This window comes from Clostridium grantii DSM 8605 (assembly GCF_900129965.1).
In the GTDB taxonomy this organism is placed as follows: Bacteria; Bacillota; Clostridia; order Clostridiales; family Clostridiaceae; genus Clostridium_AF; species Clostridium_AF grantii.
The window spans coordinates 155345-170317 of the sequence record NZ_FQXM01000008.1 but is presented as its reverse complement, the minus strand read 5'-3'; the positions used below and the strand labels follow the sequence as shown (position 1 = coordinate 170317).

15 protein-coding genes are annotated in these 14973 nt (G+C 27.1%); 12 read left to right on the top strand and 3 right to left on the bottom strand.

What is annotated here, in order from left to right; genetic code table 11:
• Positions 1 to 209 precede the first annotated feature (209 nt).
• Positions 210 to 500: a hypothetical protein gene (locus BUB83_RS22435; protein ID WP_242950657.1), complete on the bottom strand. Its 291-nt coding sequence runs from the start codon at positions 498 to 500 to the stop codon at positions 210 to 212.
• A gap of 757 nt (positions 501 to 1257) precedes the next feature.
• On the opposite strand from BUB83_RS22435, the gene BUB83_RS09250 reads away from it, so the two are divergent.
• The 3 genes from BUB83_RS09250 (at position 1258) to BUB83_RS09240 (ending at position 5208) form a co-directional block, all read left to right on the top strand.
• Positions 1258 to 2709, top strand: coding sequence for an ATP-grasp domain-containing protein (locus tag BUB83_RS09250; RefSeq protein ID WP_073338171.1), 1452 nt, complete (start codon positions 1258 to 1260; stop codon positions 2707 to 2709).
• A gap of 176 nt (positions 2710 to 2885) precedes the next feature.
• A complete protein-coding gene (locus BUB83_RS09245) occupies positions 2886 to 4379 on the top strand; it encodes a YjjI family glycine radical enzyme (protein ID WP_073338170.1) in 1494 nt (497 codons plus the stop codon).
• On the top strand, positions 4372 to 5208 hold the full coding sequence (locus BUB83_RS09240) for a YjjW family glycine radical enzyme activase (RefSeq protein WP_073338186.1): 837 nt from the start codon (positions 4372 to 4374) through the stop codon (positions 5206 to 5208). Before BUB83_RS09245 ends, BUB83_RS09240 begins: the two co-directional genes overlap by 8 nt.
• Before the next feature lie 92 nt (positions 5209 to 5300).
• Here the strand turns inward: BUB83_RS09240 and BUB83_RS09235 are convergent, their stop codons facing one another.
• On the bottom strand, positions 5301 to 6668 hold the full coding sequence (locus BUB83_RS09235) for a glycosyltransferase (protein ID WP_073338169.1): 1368 nt from the start codon (positions 6666 to 6668) through the stop codon (positions 5301 to 5303).
• A 243-nt stretch (positions 6669 to 6911) separates the two neighbouring features.
• On the opposite strand from BUB83_RS09235, the gene BUB83_RS09230 reads away from it, so the two are divergent.
• Positions 6912 to 7112, top strand: coding sequence for a hypothetical protein (locus tag BUB83_RS09230; RefSeq protein ID WP_073338168.1), 201 nt, complete (start codon positions 6912 to 6914; stop codon positions 7110 to 7112).
• 303 nt (positions 7113 to 7415) lie between these two features.
• On the opposite strand, the gene BUB83_RS09225 is transcribed toward BUB83_RS09230, so the two are convergent.
• Entirely contained in the window at positions 7416 to 7607 is a 192-nt protein-coding gene (locus BUB83_RS09225; RefSeq protein ID WP_073338167.1) for an EscE/YscE/SsaE family type III secretion system needle protein co-chaperone, read from the bottom strand.
• A 178-nt stretch (positions 7608 to 7785) separates the two neighbouring features.
• Here BUB83_RS09225 and mnmH point away from each other — a divergent pair, with 178 nt between their 5' ends.
• The 8 genes from mnmH to BUB83_RS09185 all read left to right on the top strand — a co-directional run bounded on the left by mnmH (position 7786) and on the right by BUB83_RS09185 (position 14955).
• Positions 7786 to 8826 (top strand): tRNA 2-selenouridine(34) synthase MnmH, encoded by a 1041-nt coding sequence (mnmH, locus tag BUB83_RS09220; protein ID WP_073338166.1) that lies wholly within the window; start codon positions 7786 to 7788, stop codon positions 8824 to 8826.
• A gap of 25 nt (positions 8827 to 8851) precedes the next feature.
• Positions 8852 to 9190: an arsenate reductase family protein gene (locus tag BUB83_RS09215; RefSeq protein WP_073338165.1), complete on the top strand. Its 339-nt coding sequence runs from the start codon at positions 8852 to 8854 to the stop codon at positions 9188 to 9190.
• An 89-nt stretch (positions 9191 to 9279) separates the two neighbouring features.
• Positions 9280 to 9483, top strand: a complete 204-nt coding sequence (locus tag BUB83_RS09210) for a cold-shock protein (RefSeq protein WP_073338164.1) — start codon at positions 9280 to 9282, stop codon at positions 9481 to 9483.
• 105 nt (positions 9484 to 9588) lie between these two features.
• Positions 9589 to 10458 carry a tRNA 2-thiocytidine biosynthesis TtcA family protein gene (locus BUB83_RS09205; protein ID WP_073338163.1) on the top strand — a complete coding sequence of 290 codons (870 nt, stop codon included), beginning with the start codon at positions 9589 to 9591 and terminating at the stop codon, positions 10456 to 10458.
• Between the two features lie 240 nt (positions 10459 to 10698).
• Positions 10699 to 11475, top strand: a complete 777-nt coding sequence (locus tag BUB83_RS09200; RefSeq protein ID WP_073338162.1) for a hypothetical protein — start codon at positions 10699 to 10701, stop codon at positions 11473 to 11475.
• 259 nt (positions 11476 to 11734) lie between these two features.
• Positions 11735 to 13093: an MFS transporter gene (locus BUB83_RS09195; RefSeq protein ID WP_073338161.1), complete on the top strand. Its 1359-nt coding sequence runs from the start codon at positions 11735 to 11737 to the stop codon at positions 13091 to 13093.
• A gap of 21 nt (positions 13094 to 13114) precedes the next feature.
• On the top strand, positions 13115 to 13567 hold the full coding sequence (locus BUB83_RS09190; protein WP_073338160.1) for a MarR family winged helix-turn-helix transcriptional regulator: 453 nt from the start codon (positions 13115 to 13117) through the stop codon (positions 13565 to 13567).
• Between the two features lie 131 nt (positions 13568 to 13698).
• On the top strand, positions 13699 to 14955 hold the full coding sequence (locus BUB83_RS09185; RefSeq protein ID WP_242950656.1) for a flippase: 1257 nt from the start codon (positions 13699 to 13701) through the stop codon (positions 14953 to 14955).
• Positions 14956 to 14973: the final 18 nt, after the last annotated feature.

The following is a 14973-nucleotide window of genomic DNA, read 5'->3' as shown; positions in this document are numbered from 1 at the left end:
ATATATAATATTGATAAAAAATACAAAATACAGAAAGTAGTATAATATTTTCATTACGATTTTACTGTAATTGTAATTTTATTAGGAAACAGCGGGCGGGCATGGAAACCCGCCCCTACAAATAGTTTCTTCGTCTTTTAACTTCATTACCACCTATTTGCTTTAAATAAAAAAGCTCAGTAAAAGATATTCTCTTACTGAGCTTTTTATTAAAATAAAGGAGCATTTTCCTCTATTTTCTTTGATACTTTTTCTACTTCTAAGTTTTTCCTTTTATTATCTAAAGGATTTAAATTTATATGTTTGATTTCTTTATCTTCTTGATAATCAAGTATAAATTTATCTAGGAAAACTCTACCTTTTGGAGTATTAGCAACTGCATAAGTTTTATCACCAATTTTATGATAACACCAAGCATATTTATATCCAAGAACTCTTTTAAGATCTTTTTTATCAATAAGAGCTTTTGCTTTTACTACACCTAACTTATCTCTTAGCATTAAAGCAACAGTTTTTTCATCTATTTCTTCATATTCGTTATTCTCTTTTTCAGAATATGCTTTAAGATTAGATTTACTGTTGTCTAAAGTATCTCTATTAATGTGTATAGATGGGGCTTTAGGATGAAGATTTAGAATAAAATTGTGTAAGGATATTTTTTCTTTTGATTTCTTACCATCTTTTTCAGTTAAAGTTACAGTTTGAACTAGATAATTATTAAAATCTTTATGCCATTCAGCGAACCAATTTCCTTTGGCAAGAACACTATCTAAATCTTTTGCATTAATTTTAGTTTCTATAATAGAACCATCTTTTTTTGCTAAAGAAATATAAGCGAACTCTCCTTCTATTCTATACTGGTTAGTTTCAGTTGAAATTTTACTTTTAATAACAAGTCACCTCTTTATTATATATTGAACATCTTTTTGTAAATATATTCATATTATAGTTGAGAAAATTAATCATATTTACAACAGACATATCATTATACCATATACTTAGAAAAAAAGGGATGATTATTTTATTATTTATAGTATATAGACAATATAAATCAATATGATTTTCATAAATAATATTTTGATAAATTTTGAAAATATATTTTAATTTTTTTTAACACAAACTAAATATATTTTCTTGTTTTCATATGATAGAATATAAGAATCAAGAAAAAATATACTTATTATTGAAATAAAACCATTAAAGTGAAAATATAAATTATAAGTACAAATAGAAAGTTATAGAGGAGATGTGAATATTATGGGAAAAAATTTTGGGCTTCCAGCATACTTAGTAAAATCAAGTTCTTATGAATTAGAAAATCATTTTTATACAAAAGTTTTAAATGCTCAGCTTCATCCTCTTGTTAATTATTTTTTTAACATAAGCAATGAAAGAATTATAAATAGGTATTGTCATTTAAATCCTAAAGTTTCAGCTGAATATCTAAAGGAAATTCTAAATTATAAACCTAAATATCTTTATTGGGCAGGAGCAGATTTGTTTCATGTAACAACAGCAGAAGGGGATAGAAGAATGTTAGTAGTGGAAACTAATTCTTCTCCATCGGGTCAAAAGTCCATGCCTTTATTACAAGAACATGAAGAAATGGGAGGATATAAGCTATTATTAGAGAGAACATTTATTCCTTTACTTAAAAAGAAAAAGCTTCCTATGGGGGCTATTGCAGTAATGTATGATAAAAACTATATGGAAGCGTCCGGATATGCTTTTGTTCTTGAAGAGCTATTAAAGGAACCAGTATATTTGGTGAGCTTTTATGATAATGATCCTAATCCTTCAGTGAGATTTAAAGAAGGTATAATGGAAGTTCGTGATGAAGAAGGAATGTGGCATCCTATTCGTGCAGCCTATAGATATGTAACACAACGACCATGGAATAGGATACCTATAGAAAGTAAAACTTTTATATTTAATCCAATAGTGGGATGCTTGGCAGGAGGAAGAAATAAATTAGTTGCAGCTAAAGCCTATGAATTATTTAATAATGAATTGAAGGAAAATGGCCTTAAAATTACTACGCCAGAAACTATATTAGATGTAAATTTTGATGAAATTCCTTTATGGGTTCAGAAATTTGGGGGTCATGCGGTTATTAAAAATCCTTATGGTAATGCAGGGCAAGGGGTATACACAATAACAAATGAAATTGAGCTTGAAGAATTTATGTGTACTAAGCAAAGGTATAATCAATTTATAATTCAAAGTTTGATTGGTAATTTCAACTGGAGTACTTCAGGAAGTGAAGGTAAATTTTATCATGTAGGAACAGTTCCTTCTAAAAAAAATAAAATATATGTATCTGATTTGAGAATGATGATATGTTCAGGTGAAGAGGGTTATAGGCCAGTAGCATTATATGCTAGAAGGGGAAGAGAGCATTTAGAAAGCATTATAGATAGTTCGCATAAATCATGGGATATGTTGGGAACTAATCTTTCTATTTTAAAGGAAGATGGTAGTTGGGATTCAGATGTGGTTAGGTTAAAGCTTATGGATAGAAAAGATTTTAACACACTGGGACTGGGGCTAGATAATCTTATTGATGGATACATTCAAGCAGTGTTAGCAAGTGTAGCTATAGATAAAATGGCTAGAAATCTTATAAATACAAAAGGGAAATTTAAAAGGGAGTTGTTTGTTTCATTAAATGGAGATGAAAAACTATTATCTGAAATTAAAATTAAATAATTAAATTTTGTTCCTATGAAGAGAGGTTGATAATTTATTAAGAAATTGATATTATAGTATTAACAGCATACAATATTTTAGATGAGCTATGTTTGTTTTAAAACAAATATATTCTTGTATGTTAAATAACCAAAGAGCTCATGGTTAAAAACCAAAATTGAGAGTGAGGTTTTTTTATGAGTAATGTATTGAATATTATTAAAAATGAAAAATTAACATTTGAACAAAGGGTTATTTCTTTAGCAAAAGAAGCAGAAAATTCTTTAAATGTTTTGAATTACAGTGATGAGTATGTAAAACTCAAAAATGAAGGTATTATTTGTGATCTGTTTGAAGGTAATGCACCATATAGGCCTAGATACATTGTACCTGATTATGAGAAACTAATGAAACAAGGCTGCGAATTTTTAAAATTAGCACCTCCAAAGGATATATGGGAAGCAACTAATACATTATTGATATTTTACAAACATGTACCTTCAATAACAACTTTTCCTGTTTATATAGGAAATATCGATAAGTTGCTAAATCCATTTATTAAGAATGAGAAAGAAGCCTACCAAGCTATAAAATTATTTTTGATGCATATAGACAGAACAATAACTGATTCTTTCTGCCATGCAAATATTGGACCAGAAACGAATAAAGCAGCAATTTTGATTTTACAAGCAAGTAGTGAACTTGAGACACCTATTCCAAATATAACATTAAAGTATAATAAGGATACACCAGATGAATTAGCTATTGAATCAATTAAAACAGCACTTGTAACTGCAAAACCTTCATTTGCAAATGATGAAATCTTTAAGAGTGATTTAGGTGAAAAATATGCTATTGTAAGTTGTTACAACGGTCTTTATATAGGTGGTGGCAGCTACACATTAAGTAGACTTAATCTTGCCAAATTAGCTTTAAGTGCAAAAAACATTGATGATTTTATGGAAGATAAACTTCCTAATGCGGTTAAAACAATGTGTGAATATATGGATGAAAGAATAAAGTTTTTAATTGAAGAAACACCATTTTTTAATCATAATTTTTTGGTTAAAGAAGGTTTTATTAGTAAGGAAAGATTTACTGCAATGTTTGGAATGGTTGGGTTAGCTGAAGCAACCAATAAACTATTAAATGCAAATGATTTAAAGGATAAATTTGGGCATAGTGATGTAGCAGATAATCTAGGTTATAAGATAATTGAGAGATTAGAAGAAGAAGTTTTAAAATATGATAGTCCTTATTGCCAAGTTACAAATGGCAAATTTGTACTTCATGCTCAAGTTGGAATAGATTCAGATATAGGCGTAAGTCCAGGATGCCGTATTCCTATTGGGAATGAACCAGAAATACATCAACATGTAATTCAATCTGCAAAGTTCCATAAATTTTTCCCTTCTGGTATTGGCGATGTTTTTAATTTTGATGAAACGGCTAAGAAAAATCCAGAGTTTATTTTAGACATTATAAAAGGTGCATTTAAACAAAATATGAGATATTTTTCATTATATTCATCTGATTGTGATGTCATTAGGATAACAGGGTATTTAGTTAAAAAATCAGAGATTGAAAAATTAAAAGCAGGAGAAGCAGTTTTGAGAGATACAACAGTATTGGGATTAGGGGCAGTTGAAAATAATCGTGTGGGTGAAAGAAAGATTAGAAAAAATGATTAAAGGATATATTAATAGAATTATACCTTTTAGTTCTGTAGATGGTCCAGGAAATAGAACAGCAATATTTTTGCAAGGATGTAATTTCAATTGCCTTTATTGCCATAACCCAGAAACTATAAATACTTGTGTAAATTGTGGAGAATGTATTTTAACTTGTCCAAATGAAGCAATATCCATGGAAAGTGGAAAAATAAAATGGGAGAAGGAAAAATGTTCACAATGTGATGAATGTTTAAAGACATGTAAATATAATAGCACTCCTAAAGTTACAACTATGACAGTAGATGAAATTATTAACACAATTGAGAAAGTTAAAGATTTTATTTCAGGGATAACAGTTTCTGGCGGGGAGTGTACTCTTCAAACTCCTTTTTTAATTGAATTATTTAAAAAAACTAAAGAACTTAAACTGTCTAATTTTGTTGATACAAATGGATCCATCCCACTATGGGAAAATAATGAGCTAGTTCAGTTGACGGATATGTTTATGTTGGACGTGAAGTCTTTTGAGACTAAAGAGCATAAAATGTTAACAGGAAAAAGCAATTCTGTTGTAATAGAAAATTTGAAATATTTAAATAGTGTTAACAAATTATATGAAGTTAGAACAGTCATAGTGCCAGAAACCTTGGATAATTATTATAATGTTAATGAGATAAGTAGATTGATTTCTACATTAAATAATAATATTATATATAAATTAATGAAATATAGGCCTATGGGTGTTAGAACTAATTTATTAAAAAGTTCCTCACCATCTGATAATATGATGAATGAACTTTTCAATTTAGCAAAGAACAATGGATGCAAGAAAGTTATAACAATTTAAATTTTTATGTCAATAAAAAGATAGAGTGAAGATATAGTAAAAACATAGATCATAGAAATTAAGTTCTTCTATAGGTCTATGTTTTTATTTTTTTAGGATTTATATTTTTCTTTAACAGTTTCTAATCTTTTTTTTACATTTTGCTTTATTTCTAGAGTACCATCTTTTAAAGTTTTAACACTAAAATGAAATATATCTTTAGAGTAAGCAACTGTTTCTTCTTTATTTCTTCTAATGTGGAATAGGGAGTGTAAGTCTCCAAGTAAATTACCTAAAGATACTTCATCGTCAAGTGCTAATTCTTTATTATAGTTAAATCCAGTTAATGAAGTACTGTAAGCATTTAAAACACTTGAAGCAAAGGTGGAGCTTGAAAAACTAGCAGCCTTATTTTTACTATTGAAACACATAGTAGAATAATGCTCATCATCAGATAATACTAAATCAATTGACTTAATAAAACTTTCTTCATCAGTATATTTAAAGCCATTTACATTATTCTTAACAAGTTCTTCTACGCAATCATCTTTCCTACAAACAACAGGAATTCCAGTAGCCATGGCTTCTATATAAGTTAACCCTTGAGTTTCAGTTGTGGATGCGGTTACAAAAACATTACCAAGTTTATAGTATTTATAAACTTCATCAGGTTCTATCAATCCGGTAAATTTCACAATATTATCTAGATTAGATTTTTTAACTAGCTTTTGTAAAGTATCTAAATATGGACCACCACCAGCAATTAGAAATCTTTTGTCCATAAAATAATCTTTGTTTAAAGCAATAAAATTTATTATTTCGTCTATATTTTTTTCTTTGGATATTCGTCCTAAATAAACTAAGGTTTTTTTATCAATCAAGTCATAGTTGTTTTTTAGAGACTCAAACTCAGTATCATCTATAGAACGAGTAAATTTACTTAAACACAGCCCAGTAGGAATGGTATATATAGGGGTAGTTACTTTATATCTAAGAAGTGTTTGAGTAGTTTTTTCTGTAGGAGCTATTACCCCAGAAAAGTTACCAAGTAACTGTTTTATAACACCACTAACAACCTTTTTGTTGATTCTTTTACTTCTTATTAAAAAGTTAGTGTAATCTTCATACATGGTGTGGTAAGTATGTATTAATGGAATATTTAGTCTGTTAGAAATTTTTCTCGCCACTATCATAACTGAAAACTCTGTTTGAGTATGAATTATTTCTGGACCCCAATCTTCAATTTGGTGTACAATATTAGAACTAGATAAATAGTTGATTCTAGCATCTGGATAAATATTTACCTTAATTGATTTTAAATAATACACATCATCTTCGAATTTTTCTTCTCTTTTATCAGATAAAGTTAATATTCTAACTTCATGTCCAAGTTTTTTCATTTCTTCATATAGAATAACAGTTGAAGTAACGACGCCGTTTATCATGGGGTAAAAAGCATCTGTTGCTAATAAAATTTTCATGGAATTACCTCCAATAGTTTTTAATATATTGGTATCAAATTGTATTATACTGTATAAGAAAGAAAATGTCTAATAGTTATAAAAAATGTTATCAATAGGGGTATAAAAAAAAATTAATGAATATTAAAAATTTTCTATTGATTTTTTATTTGTTTGGGTATATATTTTTATTATTAAGTGGTTAATGGGATAAAGGTTATACTATAATCACTATATATTATTTTATTCTGGAGGAATCATAATATGGGTAAAAAGGATATTGAAATCGAATATTCTAAGGAAGCAAGAAGTAAGAGAAGGCAATTTAATGAAAAAGGAAGATATGAAGAAGAAGACGAATCAGAAAAAATTTACAAAAAAACTAAGAGAAGTAGGCAATTTGAGGAGAATGAAGATGAATTAGATTATTTAGATAATTATGATTTATATAAAATGAAAATATAAATAAATTAAAATGTTACCATTGAGATGGTAACATTTATTTGTTGTTTGGGAATATTTTATAATCAAATATTTTCAAACATCTTTAGTAACTGTTTTTTTATTGTTAAATGAAGTAATTGCCATAGTATAATATTGTTTGCTTTGTTTTGTTAAAAAAAATATCGTTTTATGTTATTATATAATGGTTGTAGTTATTTTTTTTAATTAAAAGTAATATTTGATTTTACTATTACAATTTTTGGAAAACAATTATAAAGTATCAAGCATATTAAAAGAGGCTCTGTAGAGCCTCTTTTAGAAAGTTTATTCTTGATAATTAGATAAAGTAGTTGTAGCAGCTTGATGAGCTTTTTCAACTGCAGATAATGTGTCTTGAATTTTTTGTCTGTTTTGTGGTTTTTCCACAGAACTAATGGCTTGATTTAATTCTGATTTACATGTTTGAAGTTGATCACATACTTGTTGTACTTGTTGTCTAGCGTTTTTTCCTTGCATAAAAATACCTCCACGTATTTATTAAAATTTAGATATATGTGTTGCTTACCAAATTAGTATGTGAAAAATCAAAGAAAAAAATTCAAGAAAAATTAAATAATTTTATTTTTTTAGAATGTTGAATAAATTTATTAATTATGACAATAACTTTATTTATGAGAGGGGAAATGTAGAAAGTATGTATCAATCAATAGAATACAAAGATATTAAAAGTAATTATTTAATTGTGGATGTTAGAAGTCCTTTAGAATATAAAGAATCTACTATAAATGGAGCTATAAATATTCCTATTTTTGATGATGATGAAAGATGCGAAATAGGTACTGTTTATGTGAATGAGAGTAAAGAAAAAGCAAAAAAAATTGGAGTTAAGTATGCTTCGAATAAGCTTCCATTTATATATGAAGAAATGCTTAAGTATAAAAACCAATATGAAAAGATTGTATTGTTTTGTGCTCGTGGTGGAATGAGGAGTACAATAATTTCAGGATTTTTAAATTCTATGGGTTTGAATGTAATTAAACTTGAAGGTGGATATAAATCTTATAGAAATTATGTAATCAATGAACTTATAACATTAAACGAAAATAAGAACTACATAGTATTACATGGAAATACGGGAGTTGGTAAAACAGAAATTTTAAAAAATTTAAAAAATAAAGGTTATAGTATATTAGATTTAGAAGGGGCAGCTAATCATAGAGGATCAATGCTTGGTCACGTGGGTCTTGGAAATACAAATAATCAAAAACAATTTGAAAGTAATATATTTCACCAATTGCAGGAATCAAAAGATGATTATATTTTTATTGAAGCTGAAAGTAGCAGAATTGGAAGCGCAAATGTACCTAAATATATATTAAATAAAATGAAAGAAGGATTCCATATTTATGTTGATGCTCCTTTAGAATTTAGGGTTAATTTAATAGTTGATGAATATATGAAAGCGGAAAATGCTAAAAATGAAATAATAGAGTGCTTAACTAAATTTTCAAAATATATATCAAAAGAGGATATTGAATTATATAGAGAACTATTAATGAAGGATGAATTTGCTAAAGTAACAAAAGAATTAATGGTTAAGTATTATGATCCTCTTTACATGAAAAGTGCAAAACGATATTTATTTGAGTTGAAAATATTTTCTCAAAACATTGAGGAAGCAGTTAGCATGATTGAAAAAGAATATTTAAATAGGTGGCATAAAGTTGAAGCTTAATTAAGGATAAAAGAAGGAGGATTTTATGAATATACAAATATTTGGAACTAGAAAGTGTTTTGATACAAAAAAAGCCGAAAGATATTTTAAAGAAAGAAAAGTTAAATTTCAATTTATAGATTTAAATGAAAAAGCTTTAAGTAAAAGAGAACTTAAAAGTGTAATATCAGCAGTAGGACTTAATAATTTGATAAACAATAAATCTAAAGAATATGTTAAATTAAATATTGAGCATATTAGAACTTCAAGTATTAAAGAAGAATTACTTTTAAACAATCCTAAACTTTATAATACGCCTATAGTTAGGAATAGCAATGAAGCAACTGTTGGATATGAACCAGCAATATGGGCACAATGGCAATAAATTCTTTGAAGATAGTTTGGTATTTATATTTAATTTTTTGTAAATAATAAATATGAAATACCAAAGTACTTTTAAGGAGTGATTATATTATGGAAACTGGGACAATTAAGTGGTTTGATAATGAAAGAGGATATGGATTTATTTCAGCAAATGATGGACGTGATGTTTATGTTCACCATATGCAAGTAAAAGAAAAAACTAATGATAAAGACCTTCATGAAGGAGAAGAAGTTACTTTTGACATGGTTGAAAAAGAAAAAGGTTTTATGGCAATAAATGTTCAGAAAATTTGATATTATAAATATTATTCACTTTTCCTAAAAAAATAATTGATAATTTTGCTCATTTGAAATAAAATTAATGAGTATGACTAAAGAATCAATAGATGAGGTGGAAAAATGAGTAATTTAGGAGGAAGCGGTTGTGAGTTATTAGTTCCAGTAGGGGAAAGAAAACCGTTGAATGAAATAGAAAGAAGCATTGTAAAAACTTATAGTAAACCTATATGGTCAAAATTTGTTAAAGCGTTAAAGGATTTCGAATTAATAGAAGAGGGAGACAAGATAGCTATTGCAATATCTGGTGGAAAAGATAGCATGTTAATGGCTAAATTATTTCAACAGCTTAAAATGCATAGAAAGTTCAACTTTGAACTTGAATTTATAGCTATGGACCCTGGATTTCATGAAAGTAATAGAGAATTGCTAAAAAGTAATTGCGAATATTTAAATATTCCAGTAAAGATTTTTGAATCAGGAATTTTTGATGTAGTAGGAGAAATTGCTAAAGACTATCCTTGTTATATGTGTGCAAGAATGAGAAGAGGATTTTTATATTCAAAAGCACTGGAACTTGGATGTAATAAACTAGCATTAGGACATCATTTTGATGATGTTATTGAAACTACTATGCTTAATGTATTATACTCAGGAAGTTTTAAAACAATGAAACCTAAATTAAAGTCAAAGAATTTTGAAGGATTAGAATTAATACGACCTATGTTTTATATTCATGAAGACGATGTAAAAAGATATACTATTAATAGTGGTATTGGTTTTATGAATTGTGGCTGTATAGTTGCTGCTGGAAAAACTTCTAGTAAGAGAAGTGAAATCAAAACAATGATTAAAGATATGAAAAAGAATTTTAGTGATGTAGATAAATGCATATTCCAAGCAGCGAATAATGTTAATTTAGATTCCATACTTGGGTGGGAACAAGGTGGAAAAAAATATTCATTTTTAGACACCTATGATGACGAAAATTAAATTTGCTTAAATGTAAGAGGGTTTTTTAAAAATCCTCTTTTTTTCATACAAAAACCCTTTTCATTAATGAAAATACAATGATATAATTAGTAAGAAGATATAGAAATATAATAATTTCAATTCAAATATGAAAGAGAAATATATGATATAATATATTATAGATATGTTAGAAAGACATGAATTAAATATAAAACTAAAATCTATATATAGGTAGGATTACTTTTGAATGGAGGAAACGCTATGTATACTAAGTTTCATAAATTAAAATCTGTAATAGGAAAAGATGTAATTGAAAGTATGCAAGATATTGAAAAAGTTGATACTGTTTTATATAAATATATTAGCTATTTAGATAATGTTTATGCAAAAAATCCTGAAATAGATATGGAAGAAATTCATAGAACACTACCCTATTATAATGTAAAAAGTGAAATGTTTATTAAATATTATAAATTAGAATATCTTTCGGCTCTTATTAAAATGTCATTACAAAAAGGAATTGAAATTGATAAAGAACCTATAAAATATATTGAAGACCAATTTGAGAAGATTGAACTTTTATTGTATGAATGTATAAAGGGATCTGCAAAAGTTTGGTTAATAAGAGAATTGTACTATCTAGAACAAAATATAAACATAAAAAACAGACATTCTAAAGAGGAAGTTCATGATTTTTTATGTAATCTTTATAAAGGTACAAAGAAAAGGTTTCCAGGAACACTATATGATGATACTGTTAATTATGAGAATAAAACGGATATTTTTTTATATATAAGAACTAGATATAGTTTAAGAAAAATAATTTTATCAGATATGCCATTAAGAGCAAAAATCAATTTACTTGTAAATTTAAGTCATAATAATGGTATTTTAGCTGATAAAATGATTAGAGATTCTTCAGCTGAAAAATTATTGAGTGATTTAAGTAAAGGATATTTTACTAAGGAAGTAGAAAGAGAATTCTTTTTATTAACAAAAGTGAGATATGATTTTGTCTGTAATAGAGTAGAAAATTAAAAAACACTTTTGTGTTTTTTTTTCATTTGTAAAAGAATAATTATTATAAAGGGTGATTTTAAGAGTAGAAATTGGAAAATATATTGACATTGATAGAAAAAAGGAGTAAATTATAAGTAGTTAGAAATCGAACTACATTACAAAATAGTTAAAAATTTAATTATGTATTTAATTATTTATGATTAAATGAAAAGCTTTACTATTCTATAAAATTGAAAAGGAGGGACTATATAAATTTAAAATTTATATAGGAAAATTTATGGTTAAAAAAATGCCGGTATCTAAGAAAATTTATTATGCCTTAGGACAACTAGGTTGGTCTTTGGCAATGGGGTTAATTAATGTTTGGCTTGTATGGTTTTATTTTCCGTCAAATGAATCAGGAATAACAACTACATTCATTCCACAAGGCGCAGTTTTGGGAGTTTTAACAATTATAGGTATTATAACTATGATAGGAAGATTTGTGGATGCTATAACAGATCCATTAATAGCTACTATTAGTGATAGATCTAATAATCCTAAAGGAAGAAGAATACCCTTTATGGCAAAGGCATCTCTTCCGCTAGCTGCATTAACAATTTTAGTGTTTTGTCCGCCAGTAAGCAAAGTAAGTAGTATAAATGTACTTTGGCTATTTATAACTTTAATTCTTTTTTATGTAGCATTTACTTTTTATGTTACACCTTATACTGCACTAATATCAGAATTTGGACATACTCCAGAAGAAAAACTTGATTTATCCACTTACATTTCAGCTACATGGTTTATAGGTTTTGGTATAGCTAGTTCGGCTTCGAGTATTTGGCCAATATTCATTAATATGGGATTTGGTATGGTAGCTGCAATGAGAATAACATTTTTAATTTTAGGAGCTGTTGCTTTTGTTCTTATGATGATTCCAGCACTTACTATTAATGAAAAAGATTATTCAGATAGCGTACCATCTAATGTACCAGTACTAGAATCTATGAAAGCTACTTTTAAAAACAAAAACTTTTTATATTTTACTATATCTGATTTAGCTTATTGGATTGCTATAACGGTTTATCAGACAGGGCTAGTTTATTATATTACAGTATTGTTGAAACTTTCTCCAAGTTGGACATTCCAGATGACCGTATTAACTGGAATAATTTCTTTCTTATGCTATCCAGTAATAAATATCTTAGCAAAGAAATTTGGGAAAAAGAAGATGTTGATTTTTGCTTTTGTTATATTTACAGCAGCATATGCATTTACGTCTACACTAGGTAGATTAAGCTTCAATAGTAATATTCAAGCTTATATATTAATAATTCTTGCGGCTATACCTATGGCTATATTTGGAATATTGCCTAATGCAGTGATAGCAGATATAGCTGACCATGATGCAAAATTAACAGGGGTTAGAAGAGAAGCAATGTTCTTTGGCGTAAGAACTTTTATGAGTAAAATAGGTCAGATGCTTGCTATGCTAGTATTTACTTCAGTATTATTATTAGGTAAAGAAGTTGGAAATGATATGGGGATAAGAATCAGTGCTATTTTCTCAGCAGGTGTATGTATTATTGCAATGGTTATATTTTTGAAATATAATGAAAAGGAAGTACTAAATACAACTAAAAAAGAAAAGTAGTTTTGAATGGAGGAAATAGAATTGGACAGAGATGCCTTAGAAAAATTTGCCCGTAGCATTTATGAATTTGAAAATATATGGCATTATAATTTATCAACTGAATATTCTAAAGAAAGCGCTCCAAAAGGTCTTTTAAATCGAAATAGAAATAGAGCTTTGTTTATGATAGAGCAAAATGAAAGATTAATAGCTACGGATATTGCAAAATTTTTGGAAATGAAAAAAGGCAGCGTAACTAGTTTAGTAAATGACTTGGAGAAAAAAGGGTTTGTTTACAAAGAAGCAGACGAAATAGATAAAAGAAAAGTATGGATATGTATAACAAAAGATGGAAGAAGATTTACTGAAATTATGAATAAAGCTTATGGTGAAGTTTTACTTAATATTTTTGGGGACATAGACTCTGGAGAATTACTTAAGGGTGCAGAATGTATGGATATTGTTATTAAAATTATGGAAAAGGCTAGAAAATAAAAGTGATAATAAATGAAAAAGCTCATTAGAGCTTTTTTATTTTACCTTTTATTAATAATATTTTCGTATATATGGAATGATCTATTTGATATAATGATTAAAGCAAATAGATGTAAGATAGGAGAAAAATAATGGATAAATCTTCAATTAAATTTGGTATAAAAAATGGTTTTTTACATATCTTCAGTGCAAATATGATTAATAAAATAGTTCAATTTGGAACCACTATAGTTCTAGTAAGAGTATTATCAAAAACAGATTATGGTAATTATACATATGCTTTAAATATATTAAGCATGTTTTTGCTTTTAAAAGGTATGGGCGTGGATTCAGGGATTTTACAATATTGTAGTGAGACTGATGATAGAGAAAGAAAGTTAAAATACTTTAGATATGGAATAAAGATAGGATTGGTAGCCAACGTAGTTATAGCAATAGCAATTTACATTTATACTTCTTTATTTGAGCTACCAATAAAAGCTAGTACACCTATTTTAAGAACCTTATTTTTATTGCCTCTTGTCACTATAATTTTTGAATGTTTAATAGTTTTTTACAGAGCAGATTATAAAAACAAAATATTTTCAACTTTATCAGTTATAAATGCAATTGCTTTATTTGTTGGGAGTATAGTATTAGGAAATTTGTTTGGTATAAAAGGGGTAGTATTTGCACGTTATTTTGCTTTTGTAATTTCAGTTATTATTGGAGTCTACTTTTTTAAAGAATATTTCAAGGACTTTAAAAAGGTAGAAACACCTAATAGACCTGATAAAAATAAATTTTTAAAATATTCTATTACCTGCTCTTTAACAAATGCTATATCTCAAATGCTTTTTTTAATAGATACTTTTCTAGTGGGTTTAATAATAAAGGATACTAATGTAGTTGCAGCCTATAAAACAGCAACATTGATACCTTTTAATTTACTTTTTATACCAACATCTATTATTGTATTTGTATATCCTTATTTTGCAAAAAACTATAACAATAAGAAGTGGATAAAAGAAAAATTTATTACTCTACAGAAGTATTTATTTTTCTTTAATACAATAATTTCTTTAATACTAATAATTTTTGCAAAACCTTTTATATTATTAGTTTTTGGGGAAAATTATATGGATGCATTAGTTCCATTTAGGATTTTAATGTTTGGATATATAGTTGCAGGTTCTTTTAGAGCACCAGCTGGAAATATTTTAGCATCTATAAAAAAAGTGAAGGTGAATTTTTATAATGCAATTATAACAGGTATTGCCAATATAATTTTAGATGTCATTTTAATTTATAAATACGGCTCAAATGGGGCGGCTGTTGCTACAGTTCTAGTGTTTATAATAACTTCAATTATTTCAAATACTTATTTGTTTAGATATTTAAAAGAATAGATTAGAATGAGAATTTTT

Bases quoted from the DNA above. Each gene is read 5' to 3' on its own strand.
- mnmH (WP_073338166.1), top strand. From the start codon at position 7,786: ATGTATCAATCAATAGAATACAAAGATATTAAAAGTAATTATTTAATT.
- BUB83_RS09240 (WP_073338186.1), top strand. From the start codon at position 4,372: ATGATTAAAGGATATATTAATAGAATTATACCTTTTAGTTCTGTAGAT.
- BUB83_RS09225 (WP_073338167.1), bottom strand. From the start codon at position 7,607: ATGCAAGGAAAAAACGCTAGACAACAAGTACAACAAGTATGTGATCAA.
- BUB83_RS22435 (WP_242950657.1), bottom strand. From the start codon at position 500: ATGCTAAGAGATAAGTTAGGTGTAGTAAAAGCAAAAGCTCTTATTGAT.
- BUB83_RS09200 (WP_073338162.1), top strand. From the start codon at position 10,699: ATGTATACTAAGTTTCATAAATTAAAATCTGTAATAGGAAAAGATGTA.
- BUB83_RS09215 (WP_073338165.1), top strand. From the start codon at position 8,852: ATGAATATACAAATATTTGGAACTAGAAAGTGTTTTGATACAAAAAAA.
- BUB83_RS09195 (WP_073338161.1), top strand. From the start codon at position 11,735: ATGGTTAAAAAAATGCCGGTATCTAAGAAAATTTATTATGCCTTAGGA.
- BUB83_RS09235 (WP_073338169.1), bottom strand. From the start codon at position 6,668: ATGAAAATTTTATTAGCAACAGATGCTTTTTACCCCATGATAAACGGC.
- BUB83_RS09250 (WP_073338171.1), top strand. From the start codon at position 1,258: ATGGGAAAAAATTTTGGGCTTCCAGCATACTTAGTAAAATCAAGTTCT.
- BUB83_RS09245 (WP_073338170.1), top strand. From the start codon at position 2,886: ATGAGTAATGTATTGAATATTATTAAAAATGAAAAATTAACATTTGAA.
- BUB83_RS09230 (WP_073338168.1), top strand. From the start codon at position 6,912: ATGGGTAAAAAGGATATTGAAATCGAATATTCTAAGGAAGCAAGAAGT.
- BUB83_RS09185 (WP_242950656.1), top strand. From the start codon at position 13,699: ATGGATAAATCTTCAATTAAATTTGGTATAAAAAATGGTTTTTTACAT.
- BUB83_RS09205 (WP_073338163.1), top strand. From the start codon at position 9,589: ATGAGTAATTTAGGAGGAAGCGGTTGTGAGTTATTAGTTCCAGTAGGG.
- BUB83_RS09210 (WP_073338164.1), top strand. From the start codon at position 9,280: ATGGAAACTGGGACAATTAAGTGGTTTGATAATGAAAGAGGATATGGA.